Source organism: Mesorhizobium sp. M4B.F.Ca.ET.017.02.2.1 (assembly GCF_003998955.1).
Classification (GTDB): domain Bacteria; phylum Pseudomonadota; class Alphaproteobacteria; order Rhizobiales; family Rhizobiaceae; genus Mesorhizobium; species Mesorhizobium abyssinicae.
The window spans coordinates 1-16060 of sequence record NZ_RZOF01000116.1 but is presented as its reverse complement, the minus strand read 5'-3'; the positions used below and the strand labels follow the sequence as shown (position 1 = coordinate 16060).

General features: G+C 64.8%; 13 protein-coding genes and 1 pseudogene. 6 read left to right on the top strand and 8 right to left on the bottom strand.

Going from position 1 to position 16060, the window contains the following annotated elements; translation table 11 throughout:
* The 4 genes from uvrA to EN738_RS16020 all read left to right on the top strand — a co-directional run.
* The coding region (gene uvrA / locus EN738_RS16035; RefSeq protein WP_127284544.1) for an excinuclease ABC subunit UvrA at positions 1–2180 on the top strand (2180 nt) is incomplete at its 5' end.
* A gap of 34 nt (positions 2181–2214) precedes the next feature.
* Positions 2215–2679, top strand: a complete 465-nt coding sequence (locus tag EN738_RS16030) for an N-acetyltransferase (protein ID WP_127284543.1) — start codon at positions 2215–2217, stop codon at positions 2677–2679.
* Positions 2680–2707: 28 nt separating this feature from the next.
* Positions 2708–3514: a DUF72 domain-containing protein gene (locus tag EN738_RS16025; protein ID WP_127284542.1), complete on the top strand. Its 807-nt coding sequence runs from the start codon at positions 2708–2710 to the stop codon at positions 3512–3514.
* A 113-nt stretch (positions 3515–3627) separates the two neighbouring features.
* Complete coding sequence (locus EN738_RS16020) at positions 3628–4779, top strand: GGDEF domain-containing protein (protein WP_127284541.1); 1152 nt, start codon at positions 3628–3630, stop codon at positions 4777–4779.
* A gap of 19 nt (positions 4780–4798) precedes the next feature.
* Here EN738_RS16020 and EN738_RS16015 read toward each other — a convergent pair whose 3' ends face one another.
* From EN738_RS16015 to urtA, 6 genes are all read right to left on the bottom strand, one after another.
* Positions 4799–4972, bottom strand: coding sequence for a hypothetical protein (locus EN738_RS16015; protein ID WP_127284540.1), 174 nt, complete (start codon positions 4970–4972; stop codon positions 4799–4801).
* 424 nt (positions 4973–5396) lie between these two features.
* Complete coding sequence (gene urtE, locus EN738_RS16010; RefSeq protein WP_127284539.1) at positions 5397–6092, bottom strand: urea ABC transporter ATP-binding subunit UrtE; 696 nt, start codon at positions 6090–6092, stop codon at positions 5397–5399.
* Between the two features lie 70 nt (positions 6093–6162).
* The gene (gene urtD / locus EN738_RS16005; RefSeq protein WP_127284538.1) at positions 6163–6909 is read right to left on the bottom strand and encodes an urea ABC transporter ATP-binding protein UrtD; all 747 of its coding nucleotides are present in this window, start codon (positions 6907–6909) and stop codon (positions 6163–6165) included.
* Between the two features lie 6 nt (positions 6910–6915).
* Positions 6916–8139: an urea ABC transporter permease subunit UrtC gene (gene urtC / locus EN738_RS16000; protein WP_127284537.1), complete on the bottom strand. Its 1224-nt coding sequence runs from the start codon at positions 8137–8139 to the stop codon at positions 6916–6918.
* Positions 8136–9752 (bottom strand): urea ABC transporter permease subunit UrtB, encoded by a 1617-nt coding sequence (urtB, locus tag EN738_RS15995; RefSeq protein ID WP_127284536.1) that lies wholly within the window; start codon positions 9750–9752, stop codon positions 8136–8138. Before urtB ends, urtC begins: the two co-directional genes overlap by 4 nt.
* 192 nt (positions 9753–9944) lie before the next feature.
* Positions 9945–11252: an urea ABC transporter substrate-binding protein gene (gene urtA / locus EN738_RS15990; protein WP_127284535.1), complete on the bottom strand. Its 1308-nt coding sequence runs from the start codon at positions 11250–11252 to the stop codon at positions 9945–9947.
* A gap of 292 nt (positions 11253–11544) precedes the next feature.
* On the opposite strand from urtA, the gene EN738_RS15985 reads away from it, so the two are divergent.
* Positions 11545–11940 carry a hypothetical protein gene (locus EN738_RS15985; protein ID WP_127284534.1) on the top strand — a complete coding sequence of 132 codons (396 nt, stop codon included), beginning with the start codon at positions 11545–11547 and terminating at the stop codon, positions 11938–11940.
* 61 nt (positions 11941–12001) lie between these two features.
* Here the strand turns inward: EN738_RS15985 and EN738_RS15980 are convergent, their stop codons facing one another.
* Both EN738_RS15980 and EN738_RS15975 read right to left on the bottom strand, forming a co-directional pair.
* Positions 12002–12709, bottom strand: coding sequence for a DeoD-type purine-nucleoside phosphorylase (locus EN738_RS15980; RefSeq protein ID WP_127284533.1), 708 nt, complete (start codon positions 12707–12709; stop codon positions 12002–12004).
* Between the two features lie 210 nt (positions 12710–12919).
* The gene (locus EN738_RS15975) at positions 12920–15493 is read right to left on the bottom strand and encodes a PAS domain-containing sensor histidine kinase (RefSeq protein WP_127284532.1); all 2574 of its coding nucleotides are present in this window, start codon (positions 15491–15493) and stop codon (positions 12920–12922) included.
* A gap of 218 nt (positions 15494–15711) precedes the next feature.
* On the opposite strand from EN738_RS15975, the pseudogene EN738_RS15970 reads away from it, so the two are divergent.
* Positions 15712–16060: pseudogene (locus EN738_RS15970) on the top strand (flagellar biosynthetic protein FliO); the annotation flags it as partial.

Sequence of the window (16060 nt, the reverse complement as noted above, 5' to 3'; positions counted from 1 at the left end):
ACAGCGGTGAGGACTTGGTCAACAAGTCGAAGAACGAGACGCATGAGCGCATCCTGTTCTCGGAGAAATTCGCCTGCCCGGTTTCGGGCTTCACCATTCCGGAGATCGAGCCCAGGCTGTTCTCCTTCAACAATCCGTTCGGCGCCTGCCCGACCTGCGACGGTCTCGGCAGCCAGCGCGCCATCGACGCCAATCTGGTGGTGCCCGACGAGAACCTTTCGCTGCGCGACGGCGCCGTCAGCCCGTGGGCGAAGTCGACCTCGCCCTATTACGCGCAGACGCTGGAAGCGCTGGGCAAGGCCTATGGCTTCAAGCTCGGCGACAAGTTCAAGGATCTTTCCGCCGCGGCGCAGGAAGCCATCCTGCACGGCACCGGCGAGCGCGAGATCACCTTCCAGTACGATGACGGTCTGCGCTCCTACAAGACGACCAAGACCTTCGAGGGCGTCATCCCCAATCTCGACCGGCGCTGGAAGGAGACCGAATCCGCCTGGATGCGCGAGGAGATCGAGCGCTTCATGTCGGCGACCCCCTGCCCCTCCTGCAACGGCTACCGGCTGAAGCCGGAGGCGCTGGCGGTGAAGATCGCGGGAAAACACATCGGCGAAGTGACCGAGCAGTCGATCCGCAAGGCCGACCAGTGGTTCACCGATCTGCCGGCGCAGCTCAACGACAAGCAGAACGAGATTGCGGTGCGCGTGCTCAAGGAGATCCGCGAGCGGCTGCGCTTCCTCAACGATGTCGGCCTCGACTATCTGACGCTTTCGCGCAATTCCGGCACGCTGTCGGGCGGCGAGAGCCAGCGCATCCGGCTCGCGTCGCAGATCGGCTCGGGCCTCACCGGCGTGCTCTATGTGCTGGACGAGCCGTCCATCGGCCTGCACCAGCGCGACAATGCACGCCTGCTCGACACGCTGAAGCACCTGCGCGACATCGGCAACACAGTGATCGTGGTCGAGCATGACGAGGACGCGATCCTGCATGCCGATTATGTCGTCGATATCGGTCCGGCCGCCGGCATCCACGGCGGCGAGATCATCGCGCAAGGCACACCGCAGCAGATCATGGCGACCCCCGCCTCGATCACCGGCAAATACCTGTCGGGCGAGCTCGAAGTGGCCACACCTGGCGTGCGCCGCGAGGCGAAGAAGAATCGGCGTATCAAGGTCGTCGGCGCGCGCGGCAACAACCTGAAGAACGTTACCGCCGAGATCCCGCTCGGCACCTTCACTGCCGTGACCGGCGTGTCCGGCGGCGGCAAGTCGACCTTCCTGATCGAGACGCTCTTCAAGGCGGCGTCGCGCCGCATCATGGGCTCGCGCGAGCATCCGGCCGAGCATGACCGCATCGAGGGGCTGGAGTTCCTCGACAAGGTCATCGACATCGACCAGTCGCCGATCGGCCGCACGCCGCGTTCCAATCCCGCCACCTATACCGGCGCCTTCACGCCGATCCGCGACTGGTTCGCCGGGCTGCCCGAGGCCAAGGCGCGCGGCTATCAGCCGGGACGCTTCTCGTTCAACGTCAAGGGCGGCCGCTGCGAGGCCTGCCAGGGCGACGGCGTCATCAAGATCGAGATGCACTTCCTGCCCGACGTCTACGTCACCTGCGACGTCTGCCACGGCAAGCGCTACAACCGCGAGACGCTCGACGTGCTGTTCAAGGGCAAGTCGATCGCCGACGTGCTCGACATGACGGTCGAGGAAGGCGTCGACTTCTTCGCTGCCGTGCCCGGGGTTCGCGACAAGCTGGAGACGCTGAAGCAGGTCGGCCTCGGCTACATCCATATCGGCCAGCAGGCGACGACCCTGTCGGGCGGCGAGGCGCAGCGTATCAAGCTGGCCAAGGAATTGTCGCGCAAGGCGACAGGCAAGACGCTCTACATCCTCGACGAGCCGACCACCGGCCTGCATTTCCACGACGTCGCCAAGCTGCTCGAAGTGCTGCATGAGCTGGTCGACCAGGGCAACACGGTGGTGGTCATCGAGCACAATCTCGAAGTCATCAAGACCGCCGACTGGGTGCTCGACCTCGGCCCCGAAGGCGGCGACGGCGGCGGCGAGCTGGTCGCCTCCGGCACGCCGGAAGCGATCGTGCGCGAGAAGCGCAGCTACACCGGCCAGTTCCTCAAGGAGCTGCTGGAGCGGCGGCCCGGAGGCAAGCGCGAAGCGGCGGAGTGAGTGCCCGGATCGTCAGTGCCTGGAGAGAGTTTGAATGACAATCACAAAGGCGCTTGCGGCGGATCTCCCCGCGGTCGTTTCGCTGACCACCGCCGCCTACGCGCCCTACACCGCTCTGCTCGGCGCGCCACCCATGCCGGTGACGGAAGACTATGCGCCGCGCATCGAGCGCGGCGAGGTCTGGCTGCTGGAGAGCGGTGCTGAGCTTGCCGGGCTGATCGTGCTCGAGCGCCATGCCGACCATGTCATGATCTTCAGCGTGGCCGTGTCGCCTGCGTTTCAAGGCAAGAAGTTGGGCATCGCGCTCCTCGACTTCGCTGACGAGCAGACACAGACATGGGGTCTGCCGGAGGTGCGGCTCTACACCAATTCGCGGATGGAGCGAAACATCGCGCTCTATACGGCCTATGGTTTCCGGGAAACGGGTCGCCGGGCACACCCCTACCGGCCAGGATGGATTGTGGTCGACATGGCCAAGCCGGTCGGCCAAGCCGCCTGATAGCTCTTTTGAAACTGGGAGGATGACAATGGCCAGCCAAGGAACGATCCGCTCGGGCATGGGCGGCTGGACGTTCGAGCCGTGGGACACGTCCTTCTATCCGGACAAGCTGTCCAAGGCCAAGCAGCTCCAATACGCCAGCCGGCAGGTGCCGAGCATCGAGGTCAACGGCACCTTCTATTCCAGCTTCAAGGAGCCGACCTTTGTGAAATGGGCAAACGAGGCGCCGGACGGTTTCGTCTATTCGCTGAAAGGCAACCGCTTCGTCACCAACCGGCGCGTGCTGGGCGAGGCCGGCGAGTCGATGATGCGTTTCCTCGGCTCCGGCGTCGCCGCGCTCGGCGACAAGCTCGGCCCGATCCTGTGGCAGTTCGCGCCGACGAAGAAGTTCGACGCGGACGATTTCGAAGCCTTCTTGAAGCTGCTCCCCGAGAAGCAGGACGGCGTCGCGCTGCGCCACGCGCTTGAAGTCCGCCACGACAGCTTCATCGTGCCGGAATTCGCGGCGCTTGCGCGCAAGTACAAGGCGGCGATCGTCTATGCCGACCATGCCAAATATCCGGCTATCGCCGACGTCACCGGCGATTTCGTCTATGCGCGGCTGCAGACCGGCAGCGACGACAATCCCGACTGCTACACGCCGAAAGGGTTGGATGAGTGGGCGACGCGGGTAAAGACCTGGGCGCAAGGCAAGCAGCCGGCCGACCTGCCGCGCGTCGAACCCAAAATCGACGCGCCGGTCAAGCCGCGCGACGTGTTCGCCTATTTCATCACCGAGGGCAAGGTGCGCGCACCGTTCGGCGCCATGGCGCTGATGAAGCGCGTGACGGGCTGACGCGGCAAAATCTCGGTATCTTCGCGGATATCGTAACGGTATCGACACTTCCTTGCGGCACTAATAGCCGACGCCAGAGCAGACTCTGGCGCCGCCGCCGGCAAGGACAGGGCATGCTGCTCGACTACAATTCAATGCTGCTGGCGGTCGGCTTTTCCGCCGCCTGCCTCAGCATGACGTTGTTCGGCACATGGCTGACCGCCCGCTCCGACAGGTTCCTTCTGACCTGGGCCATCAGCGTGCTGGTGATCGTCGGCGAGGTGTTTGTCTATGACGCCTATATCGAAGCCCCTGGGCCTGTCCTGGGCGTTCTGACGCTGGCACTTCTGCTGCTCGGCTTTTCGGTGATGCTGGGTGCCGCCCACCAGTTCAGGACAGGGCGCTCGCCATTGCCGCGCGTCGTGGTGGGCGCCAGCATTTCGCTCGCTTTGGCGCTGCCGCCCATGGCGCTCGGCTATGACGGGCTTGGCTTCATGCTGGAGAATTTCCTTGCCGGCCTGCTGCTGTTCGCGACGGCGCATGAATACTGGCGCGGGCGGGAGGAAGCGCCTGCGCCGCTACAGGGTGTCGCGCTGCTCTACTCGCTGACCGCAGCTTCGTTCGTGCTGTGCGCCGCGGTGCTGGTCTGGGACGGCAGACTGGTGCTCGGCCACGCGCCGAGCAACTGGGCCGAGGATCTCAGCCTCATCATCGTCATCGCCTCGATGACCGGCATCGGCGGACTGTCGCTGGCGCTGAACCAGGGGCGGCTGGCGCAGCATCACCGCCGCAATGCGCTCACCGATCCGCTGACCGGCCTGCTCAACCGGCGTGCGCTGTTCGACCTGCATGGCGAGGCGCCTGTCGGCGCTTTCATGGCGGTGGTGGTGTTCGACCTCGACGGCTTCAAGGCGATCAACGACGAATTCGGCCATGCCGCCGGCGACGCGGTGCTGAAAGTATTCGCCGAGGAACTCGCCGCCAATCTTCAGCCGACCGATGCCGCCGCGCGCCTGGGCGGCGAGGAATTCGCGCTGGTGCTCAAGCGCACCTTGCCGGAAAAGGTGGAGTTCGCCGCCGAACGCATCCGCGCATCGTTCGCGGCGCGCCGCATCGAAACCGAGACGCGCCTGCTGTCCTGCACCGTCAGCGCCGGCTACGCCTTCGGCAGCCAGGACGGCACCAGCTTCGACAAGGTGCTGAGCGCCGCCGACAAGGCGCTTTATGCCGCCAAGCGGAGCGGCCGCAACCGCGTGCTTGCCGCGTCGCTGCGGCGCGCGAGCTAGCGCCCGGCCTGCCTTCGCTTCAGTGCGCCATCACCTCGTTGTAGGCATCGAGGTCGACGTAGAAAACCTTGGTCATTTCACCAATCAGCTCGTCCGGATCGTAGCCCTGCGACCTCAGGATGTTGATGGCGGTGATGATGTCGACGCGCTCGGTGAGGCGTCGCTTCTGGTAGTCCTCGACAAAACGATCCATCGCCTTTCCCCTGGCAAGAGTCTTTTGGACGCATTGACCGACAATCACTGCGGGGAAGCTAGGCCTGCTTGCTTGCGTGGAACTTGCCGGCTGGGCCCGCGCCTTCCCCCTCATTCGCGACTGGTACGGAAAGCGGCCGACTCACCAAGGCCAGGAAAAGACTAGCATGCGGCATTAAACGCGCCAGAGCTGTCGAACACTTCGTCATCCTTGGGCGCAGCGACGCGAAGCGGAGCGAAGACGCTAGGATCCATGCCGTTACTTGGAAGCGCCACTAACGGCGCAGAATTGGGAATGGTTGGGGCGCTGAGCAATCATTCTATTCTATACCGCTGCACCATTCGGCAGAGATAACGGCATGGATCCTGGGGCCTGCGCCGCGTCGCTTCGCTCCTTGCTCCGCCCAAGGATGACGAAAAGGCAGCTACACCGTCAGGAACTTCCGAACATCCGCGCGGTCGAGATCTTCGGCCGGGCCGGTGTGGACGATCTGGCCGCGGTCCATGATGTTGACCTCGTCGGCGAGCTCGCGGCAGAAGTCGAGATACTGCTCGACGAGCAGCACGGCAATGCCGGCCTGGTCGCGCAGGTAGCGGATGGCGCGGCCGATGTCCTTGATGATCGAGGGCTGGATGCCTTCGGTCGGCTCGTCGAGCACCAGCAGCTTCGGCCGCATCACCAGCGCCCGGCCGATGGCGAGCTGCTGCTGCTGGCCACCGGAGAGATCGCCGCCGCGCCGGCCGAGCATCTGCCTCAACACCGGAAACAGCTCGAAGACGTGCGCTGGAATGTTGCGGTCGGCGCGTTTCAGCGGCGCGAAGCCGGTCTCCAAATTCTCGCGTACCGTGAGCAGCGGGAAGACCTCCCTGCCCTGCGGCACGAATGCGATGCCCGACCGGGCGCGGTCATACGCCGCGCTCCGGTCGAGCGCCTTCCCCTCGAAGGCAACGCTTCCGCTCGTCAGCCTGTGGTGGCCGACGATCGATCTCATCAAACTGGTCTTGCCGACGCCGTTGCGGCCGAGCACGCAAGTGATCTTGCCGGCGCCGGCCTTCAGCGAAACGCCGCGCAGCGCCTGGGCGGCGCCGTAGTGCAGTGTGGCGTTGGAAACTTCGAGCATGGTCAGCGTCTCCTCCAACGCTTGAGGAAGGCAAGGTCGAAACAATGGAAGGGAACCCGCCAGATCATGATCAGCGCCCCAGATAGACTTCGACGACACGCTCGTCGGCCGAGACGAAATCGAGCGTGCCTTCCGACAGAACCGAGCCCTCGTGCAGGCAGGTGACCTTGACGCCGAGCTCGCGCACGAAATGCATGTCGTGCTCGACGACAATGACCGAATGGTCGCGGGCGATATCCTTGAGCAGGCGCGCCGTCTCCACGGTTTCGGCATCGGTCATGCCGGCGACCGGCTCGTCGACCAGCAGCAGCTTTGGGTCCTGCGCCAGCAGCATGCCGATCTCCAGCCATTGCTTCTGGCCGTGGCTGAGATTGGCGGCGAGCTCGTCGCGCTTGTCGCCCAGACGGATGATGCCGAGGATGTCGTCGATGCGCCGCACTTCCGCCGCCGAGCGGCGATGGAACAGCGCTGGGAAGATCGAGCGCGGGCCCTTCAGCGCCAGCATCAGATTCTCTTCGATGGTGTGGCTCTCGAAGACGGTCGGCTTCTGGAATTTTCGGCCGATGCCCATCATGGCGATCTCGGCCTCATCATGCCGGGTGAGATCGACCTGGCCGTCGAAGAAGACTTCGCCCTCGTCCGGCCGCGTCTTGCCGGTGACGATATCCATCATCGTCGTCTTGCCGGCGCCGTTGGGGCCGATGATCGCCCGCATCTCGCCCTTGTCGAGCACCAGCGACAGATTGTTGATGGCGCGGAAGCCGTCGAAGGAGACCGAGACGCCGTCGAGGTAGAGGATGGTGTGCGACTTGCTCATGATCGGTCACTCCGCCGGCTGAGGTTCGGGCCCGGAGGCCGACCATGAGCCCGGCGTCCTTGCGGCGCTGCGTACGATCTTCGGCTGCGGCTCCTGCGGATCGCTGCCGGCTTCCGCAGCGAGCGAGGCTGCGCGCAGTGCCCTGGCCTTGCCGCGCCAGCTGTCCCACATGCCGACGATGCCCTTGGGCAGCAGCAGTGTGACGGCGACGAACAGTCCGCCCAGCGCGAACAGCCAGAATTCCGGCAGCACGCCGGTGAACCAGGACTTGCCGGCATTGACGAGCAGCGCGCCGACGATCGGGCCGAGAATGGTGCCGCGACCGCCGACGGCCGCCCAGATCACCACCTCGATCGAGTTGGACGGCTCGAACTCGCCGGGATTGATGATGCCGACCTGCGGCACATACAGCGCGCCGGCGATGCCGGCCATGATCGCTGACACGGTGAAGGCGAACAGCTTGACGTTCTCGGCCCGCCAGCCAAGGAAGCGGGTGCGGCTCTCGGCATCGCGCACCGCCATCAGGAGCTTGCCGTACTTTGAACGCACGATCGCCGAGGTCAGCAGAACGGCGAGTGCAAGCGTCATGGCGCTGGCCGCGAACAGGGCCGAGCGCGTCGCATCGGCCTGCACGTTGAAGCCGAGGATGTCCTTGAAGTCGGTCAGGCCGTTGTTGCCGCCGAAACCCATGTCGTTGCGAAAGAAGGCGAGCAGCAGCGCATAGGTCATAGCCTGGGTGATGATCGAGAGGTAGACGCCGGTGACGCGGCTGCGGAAGGCGAACCAGCCGAAGACGAAGGCGAGCAGGCCGGGCACGGCAAGCACCATCAGCGCTGCGAACCAGAAATGGTCAAAGCCGTACCAGAACCAGGGCAGTTCCTTGTAGTTCAGGAACACCATGAAGTCCGGCAGGATGGGGTTGCCGTAGACGCCGCGCGAGCCGATCTGGCGCATCAGGTACATGCCCATCGCATAGCCGCCGAGCGCGAAGAAGGCGCCATGGCCGAGCGAGAGGATGCCGCAATAGCCCCAGACGAGATCGAGCGCCAAGGCAAGCAGCGCGTAGCAGAGATATTTGCCGACCAGCGCGACGATATAGGACGGCACGTAGAAGGCGCTTGCCGGCGAAACGGCGAGGTTGAGCAACGGCACGACGACCGCCGCCGCGAGCAGGATGAGAACCGTGATGGCGATGCGGCGGTCGCCGCCGAAGAGGCGTTGCGCGATCATGCTTCCACCGCCCGGCCCTTGAGCGCGAACAGGCCGCGCGGGCGCTTCTGGATGAACAGGATGATCAGCACCAGCACGACGATCTTGCCGAGCACGGCGCCGGCATAGGGCTCGAGGACCTTGTTGACGATGCCGAGCGAGAAGGCGCCGACCAGCGTGCCCCACAGATTGCCGACGCCGCCGAAGACGACGACCATGAAGCTGTCGATGATGTAGCCGCGACCGAGATTGGGCGAGACGTTGTCGATCTGGCTGAGCGCGACACCGGCGATGCCGGCGATGCCCGAGCCGAGCGCGAAGGTCAGCGCGTCGACCCAGGGCGTCCTGATGCCCATGGAAGCGGCCATGCGGCGGTTGGCGGTGACTGCGCGCATGCGCAGGCCCCAGGGCGTGCGCTTCATGACGTAGAGCAGCACGCCGAACACCAGGAGCGCGAAGACCAGTATCCACAGCCGGTTCCAGGTGATGGCCAGCTGGCCGATGTCGAACGAGCCCGACATCCAGGACGGATTGCCGACCTCCTGGTTGGTCGGCCCGAAAATGGTCCGCACCGCCTGCTGCAGGATCAGCGAGACTCCCCAGGTCGCAAGCAGCGTCTCCAGCGGCCGGCCGTAGAGGAAGCGGATGACGCCGCGCTCGATGGCGAGGCCGACGAGTGCGGCAACCAGGAAGGCAAGCGGCAGCGCGATGACCAGCGACCAGTCGAACAGGCCGGGGAACGAGGTGCGGATCACCTGCTGGACGACGAAGGTGGTGTAGGCGCCGAGCATCACCATCTCGCCATGCGCCATGTTGATGACGCCCATGACGCCGAAGGTGATGGCAAGGCCGATGGCCGCGAGCAGCAACACCGAACCCAGCGAAATTCCGTACCAGATGTTCTGGCCGGCATCCCACAGCGCCAGCGTCGAATTGATGGTGGCGATCGCGGACGATGCAGCGTCCTTGACCGCGCCCTGGGAGTTCGCCTCGACCGAGGTGAGCAGCGAAACCGCGTCGCGGTCGCCGCGCGCGGCAATCAGGGCGATCGCTGAGAGCTTGTCGGCCTCGGGCCTGTCGGAAACCAGGAGCGACGCCGCGCGGGCCTGCTCGAACAGCGCTTTGACGCTTGCATCCGTTTCAGCGGCGATCGCCGCATCGAGCGGCTCGATGTTCGCCGCGTCGGGCGTCTTGAACATGGTAGCGGCAGCGGCGATGCGCACGGCCGGGTCCGTGGCGCGCAGCGTCAGCGTGCCGAGCGCATCGCGGATGACGCGGCGCAAGCCGTTGTTGACCTTGATCTTGGTGAGGTCGGTCTTGGCCGCCGAGGCTGACTTCTCGCCGCTCAGCGGATCGAGCAGGTCGATGCCGTCGCCGGCGTCCTTGCCGACGAAGACCTGGGAGTCGGCCTTGCGGATATAGAGATTGCCGTCGGCGAGCGCCGAAAGCGGCGGCTCGACCGCGGGATCGCCGGTGGCTGCAAGCTCGCGCACCACAGCTTCGGTGGCGGAGAAATTCGCGGCGGTGGCGAATTTGGCGATGACGGCGCGAAGATCGGCTTCGGCGGCGCTGGACGGCAACAGGCTTGCCATCACCAGCAGCAGCGTCAGGCCAATCGCGCGGATCAGGATCATCGGTTCAGGTGGCTCCCAGAGGGATTGAGCTTGGTGTCCGGGCGGGCTGGAGGTCGAGCCCGCCCGGCTGCGGTCCTGGTCGCGGAGAGGCCCGCGACCAATCAGACCCGGGAGGTTACGGGCCAAGGTCCGGACCAGGCCATGGCCTGGCGGCCCAGACCTGGCCATGGGCCTTGGCGGCCCAGACCTCGATCAGTTGGTTCCCTTGCCGCCGCACTTGCCGGTGGCAACGTTGAAGTTGCCGCAGGCCAGAGGCGCGCGCCAATCTGAGATCAGGTCCTTGGAGTCAGGCAGGTAGTCCGACCATTCGTCGCCCATCACGAGGCCGGGCGTCTGCGAGACGGTCTCGAACTGGCCGTCGGCCTGGATCTCGCCGATCAGCACCGGCTTGGTGATGTGATGGTTCGGCATCATGGTCGAATAGCCGCCGGTCAGGTTCGGCACCGAGACGCCGACCATGGCGTCGATGACCTTGTCCGGATCTGTGGTGCCGGCCTTCTCGACCGCCTTCACCCACATGTTGAAGCCGATATAGTGGGCTTCCATCGGGTCGTTGGTGGTGCGCTTGTCGTTCTTGATGAACTTGTGCCAGTCGTCGATGAACTTCTTGTTCTCGGGCGTGTCGATGCTCTCGAAATAGTTCCACGCGGCGAGATGGCCGACCAGCGGACCGGTGTCGAGGCCGGCCAGTTCTTCCTCGCCGACCGAGAAGGCCATGACCGGGATGTCCTCGGCCTTGATGCCCTGGTTGCCGAGTTCCTTGTAGAACGGCACGTTGGCGTCGCCGTTGACGGTCGAGACGACAGCCGTCTTTTTGCCGGCCGAGCCGAACTTCTTGATCGCCGAAACCTCGGTCTGCCAGTCGGAGAAGCCGAACGGCGTGTAGTTGACCATGATGTCCTCGGCCGGTACGCCCTTCGCCTTCAGATAGGCTTCGAGGATCTTGTTGGTGGTGCGCGGATAAACGTAGTCGGTGCCTTCGAGCACCCAGCGCTTCACCGAGCCGCCGTCCTCGCTCATCAGGTAGTCGACGGCCGGAATGGCCTGCTGGTTCGGCGCGGCACCGGTGTAGAAGACGTTGCGCTCGCTCTCCTCGCCCTCATACTGGACGGGATAGAACAGGATGTTGTCGAGTTCCGAGAACACCGGCAGCACGGACTTGCGCGAAACAGAGGTCCAGCAGCCGAACACGGCCGCGACCTTATCCTTGGAGATCAGTTCGCGCGCCTTTTCGGCGAACAGCGGCCAGTTGGAGGCCGGATCGACGACGACGGCCTCGAGCTTCTTGCCGAGCAGGCCGCCCTTGGCGTTCTGCTCCTCGATCAGCATCAGCATGACGTCCTTCAGCGTCGTCTCCGAAATCGCCATGGTCCCCGACAGCGAATGGAGGATGCCGACCTTGATCGTGTCGTCGGCCGCCTTGGCAGGCGCCGTCAGCAGGCCGGCGGCAAGAACGCCGGCCGAAAACATTTTTGTTATTGTCGAGAAATTACCCCTCATATTGCACACTCCCAAGCTGGTTGTTTTGCATCGCAACATAGCTATGCAACCACCATGCCAAACAGCGAAGCGGCACTGGAAATGTCGAAATATCCCAATCTTATCAGCTTGTTACGATATTAGTCGTCAAACATGTAATGGTTTGCCAAAGACCCGAATGCGGCAAAATTGCGCAATGCTGCCTATCTTTTGCCCAAATTAGTCTGGTGCTCAAAAATTGGGCCTTGCGACATACGGCAAGTTGCGGCGCGGCGCCAAAATAGGGCAAGGTCCGCTTGAACCGAGCCATGCCATGATTTCCCGTGTCTCCAGCATTTTCAGCGTCATGCTTCTGTTAGCCGTGACGGGGGCAGCCCGCGCCGACTTCACCGAGGGCAAGATCCCCGACGGGATCTACCATTGCGAGGTCTACCTGCTCGGCGCCTTCCTCAACCTCGGCGACATCACCATCAAGGGCAATGTTTACAGCGGTCCGGTGACCTTCGGCGCCGCACCGCAAGGCTACAACTATCAGATGAATGCCAATGGCGAGATCAGCTGGCTCGGTCCGCTGGGTGGCTATACGAGCGGCGGCAACTCCGTTTCGATGACACAGGCGACGCTGGAGGGCCCGGATGGTCCGTCCTTCGACATCATCATGAAGCAGCCCGACGGAGCCTTCACGGCCTCGACCTGCACCAGGGGATAACCTGCCTGTCCGCCGAAGAGAGCACCGGCAGCCGTTCGCGAGAACGTGAGGCGGCAGGCCTTCAGCTTTCCGCGGCGACTTCGAGCGCCAGCCGCGTCATGTCGGTGAACAGTTCCTGGCGCTCGGAATAGTCGGTCTGCTCGCCATTGGTGACATGATCGACCACGTTTAGCAGCGACAGCGCCCGCGCTCCAAAATGGGCCGAAATGCGGTAGAGGGCGCTGGTCTCCATATCGACGGCGAGCGCTCCCAAGGCCATGGCTTCGGCATAGCGGGCGCGGCCCTTTGGATGATAGAAAATATCGCTGCAGATGGTCAGCCCCGCCCGGTGCTCGATGCCAAGCGTCTCGGCCCGCTGCAATGCCCGGGCAAGCAGCGCCGGATCGGGACCGGCAGCGGCGTAGAGTCCGAAGACCTGGCCGCTGTCGGCATTCTCGGCGCGGACCGATTGCGAGACCACCAGGCCGCGCAGGGGCACCTCGGCGCTCAGGCCGCCACAAGTGCCGGTTCGGATCAGCGTCTTGACGCCGTGGAAGTCGAGAAGCTCATGGGCGTAAATCAGGAAGGACGAGACGCCGATGCCGGTCGACTGGATGCTGACCGGCTTGCCCCGGTACCGGCCGGTGAAGCCCAGCGCGCCCCTGCGGCGATTGACGCAGCGCGGCGCCTCGAGAAAAGTCTCAGCCATCCATTCGGCGCGCTCCGGGTCGCCCGGCAGCAGCACTGTTTCGGCAAAATCACCCTTTTCCGCTTCGTTGTGCGGCGTCACGGCATCTACCCCAATTCCCCGCCGCGTTTGTCACCGCAATCATGGCGATCTCGCGCCGATGCGCAAGCCGCGATTGCAAAGCTCCAGTGGCCGGACTCACTGGTTATGAGCGGACGGATCGCTCTCCGGCGCCGCCACCTGTAAACGGCATGGCGCGGGCGTCTGTGCGCTCGATCACATTCAGTCCGCCGTTTTGATGCGCGTCGTCGTTCAGGATTCCAACACGTCCTTGACGATGGTCGCCAGTTGCTTGAGCGAAAACGGCTTCGGCAGGAAGCCGAAATGCGCCTCAGCCGGCAGATTCCTGGCAAAGGCGTCCTCTGCGTATCCCGAAACGAAGACGAACTTGATGTCCGGCTGCCGCTTTCGCAGTTCGCCGAGCAGCGTCGGCCCGTCCATCTCCGGCATCACGACGTCGGAGACGACGATGTCGACCTTGCCGCCGAGCGCCTCGAACACTTCCAGCGCCTCGACGCCGGAGGACGCCTCGTGGACGGTATAGCCGCGCGAGGTCAGCGCCCGCACGCCGCCCATGCGCACGGCGTCCTCGTCCTCGACGAGCAGCACGGTGGCCGAGCCGGACAGGTCCTTGGCGGCTTCCGCCGGCTTCACCGGCGCCGCCGGCGCCTCGCCCGGCTCGCTTGCCGGCCTCGCCTCCGCGATGTGGCGCGGCAGGAAGATGCGGAACACCGAACCCTTGCCGACTTCCGAATCGCAGAAGATGAAGCCGCCCGTCTGCTTGATGATGCCATAGACCATCGACAGGCCGAGCCCGGTGCCCTTGCCGACCTCCTTGGTGGTGAAGAAGGGTTCGAATATCTTTTTCAGCACGTCAGGCGCGATGCCGGTGCCGGTGTCCTCGATCTCGACCACGACGTAGTCGGCCGGTGTGAGCTCGCGGTAGGAGAAGCTCTTGCATTCCTCGGCCGTGACGTTGCGGGTGCGCACCGCGAGGTCGCCGCCCGCCGGCATCGCGTCGCGCGCGTTGACGGCGAGGTTCACCACCACCTGCTCGAACTGCCCGATATCGACCTTGACCGGCCAGAGATCGCGGCCGTGGTCGATCTTCAGCTTGATGTCGTTGCCGACCAGGCGGGCGAGCAGCATCCTGAGGTCGGCCAGGACATCGGTGAGGTTCAGCACTTCCGGCCGCAGGGTCTGCTTGCGCGAGAAGGCGAGAAGCTGCCTGACCAGCGAAGCCGCCCGGTTGGCGTTCTGCTTGATGTTCATGATGTCGGGGAAGGATGGATCCGACGGACGGTGGTTGGTCAACAGCAGGTCCGACGCCATGATGATGGCGGTCAGCACATTGTTGAAGTCGTGCGCGATGCCGCCGGCGAGCTGGCCGACCGCCTGCATCTTCTGGCTCTGCGCCATCTGGCCCTCGAGCGCCTTCTGCTCGGTGGTGTCGACGGCATAGACGATGGCCGATTCCTCGGCGCCCTCGCCGCCGGTGCCCTCGGCGACCGCATTGACGTAAAAGCGGATATGCCGCTCCTCGTTGCCGGGCAACAGCGTGTCGATCGGCTCGATGTCGGCCTGCCGTTGCCTAGCCTTCTCGAAGGCCTCGGCGAACGCCGCCCGGTCGCGCTCGTGGATGACGGTGTCGAGCCGCACCCGGCGGTCGACAGCGTCGCGATCGACGACCGAGGAAAACAGCGACAGGAACGGCGCGTTGGTGCGCAGGATGCGGCCGCTGGCGTCGACGCCGGCGATCGCCATCGGCGTCGAATTGAAGAAGCGGGTGAAGCGGACTTCCGAGGCGCGGAGATCGGCCGAGGCATCCTCGCCCTGGGTTCGGTTGAGCACGATGGTGCGGGTCGGACCGCCGACGCCCTCGCGGCTCGCCGAGACGCGGTGCATGAAGCGTACCGGCAGCGCCTCGCCGGTCATCGTCGTCAGGTCGAGGTCGATGACGGCGTTGCGCGTGGTGCCGGGGTCGGCCTTGACCGAGCGGACCAGCGCCATGCCGTCGCCGGCAACGATCTCGGGCAGCGAGACGGCGCCCGGCGTGAAGCTTGCCAGATCGATGCCGAGCCATTCGGCGAGCGTGGCGTTGATGTAGGTGACGCGGCCTTCCTGGTCGGCGGAAAAGAAACCGGCCGGCGCATGGTCGAGATGGTCGATCGCCTTTTGCAGGTCGAGGAAGAAACGCTCCTGCTCGGCCCGTTCCTGCGAGATGTCGGCAAGCTGCCAGGCAAGCATCGGCAGCCGCTGGCCGGGCACATTGAAGGCACGAGCGCGGGTGCGGTACCAGTGCGCGCCGGGCTCCGCGCCGGGGCGGATGGACTGCGCAAGCCTGAACTCGCCGTCGCCCGCCTGGCCGTCGCGCAGGCCGGACGCCAGCCGGTAGATGGTCATCGAGGCTTCGGGAACGTCCGACAGCAGCCCCTCGACCGTCTTGAGGTCGGCCGCCGACGAAGCGCCCGTCATGTCGGCGTAGGCCCGGTTAGCGTAGACGATGCGGCCCTTGGTGTCGGTGACCAGCAGGCCTTGCGACATCGAATCGACGAAGGCTTTCGAAAGTTCGTCGCTGGTCGAACGCGGCGCGACCTGAACGAAGCCGATCGCAGTAGCAAACAGGAACCCGACGCCGATCATCGCCAGCACGCCGAGCATGCCGAGCAGGAAGGGATCGCCAAGGCGCTCGCGGAAAAGCCCGAAAACGATCGCCGCACCGGTCAGGACAACGATGAATATGATAAGCCGGGTCACGGCACCCGGACGCGTATTCTGGTCGACGATCGGTACCGGATAGAAATCGCCGCGCGTTTCCTTGGCCATGTGCCCCCTGCTCGTGATTCCGGTGCCCGACACCCCGCGGACGGCCGGTTGAATCACATTCTCCTGTAGCGGAAAAGGCCCCGGTGGCAAATGTCAGATAAAAATGGCGCCAGGCCGTGGATTCGTGTTTCAAACTGTTCACGAAGCGTGATGCCAACTTGCGGCGGCCGGTCCGCACGGTCTAGTGTCGCGTCACCTCAAAAAAGGGCGGTGCACCGATGCTGCAGTGGCTGGATAGCGTGGCGGGTCCTGGTTATGTCGCCGCAATCCTGTGGACGTTTGCCGCGCTCGTCCTGCTGGTGGTCGTTCTCCTCATCATCAAGCTGGTGCGCAGCCTGACCTTCGGGACATTCGTCGCCGGCGGCCGCAACCGCAAGACCAGGCTGGCCGTCATGGATGCCACCGCCGTCGACAGCCACCGCCGGCTGGTGCTGGTGCGCCGCGACGACATCGAACATCTCATCCTGATCGGCGGGCCGACCGACGTCGTCGTCGAGCGCGATATCAGGCTGGCGGCGCCGCGCCGCCCGGCGCTGACCGGAGACGGCGGCCAGCAGCAGGCCCAGG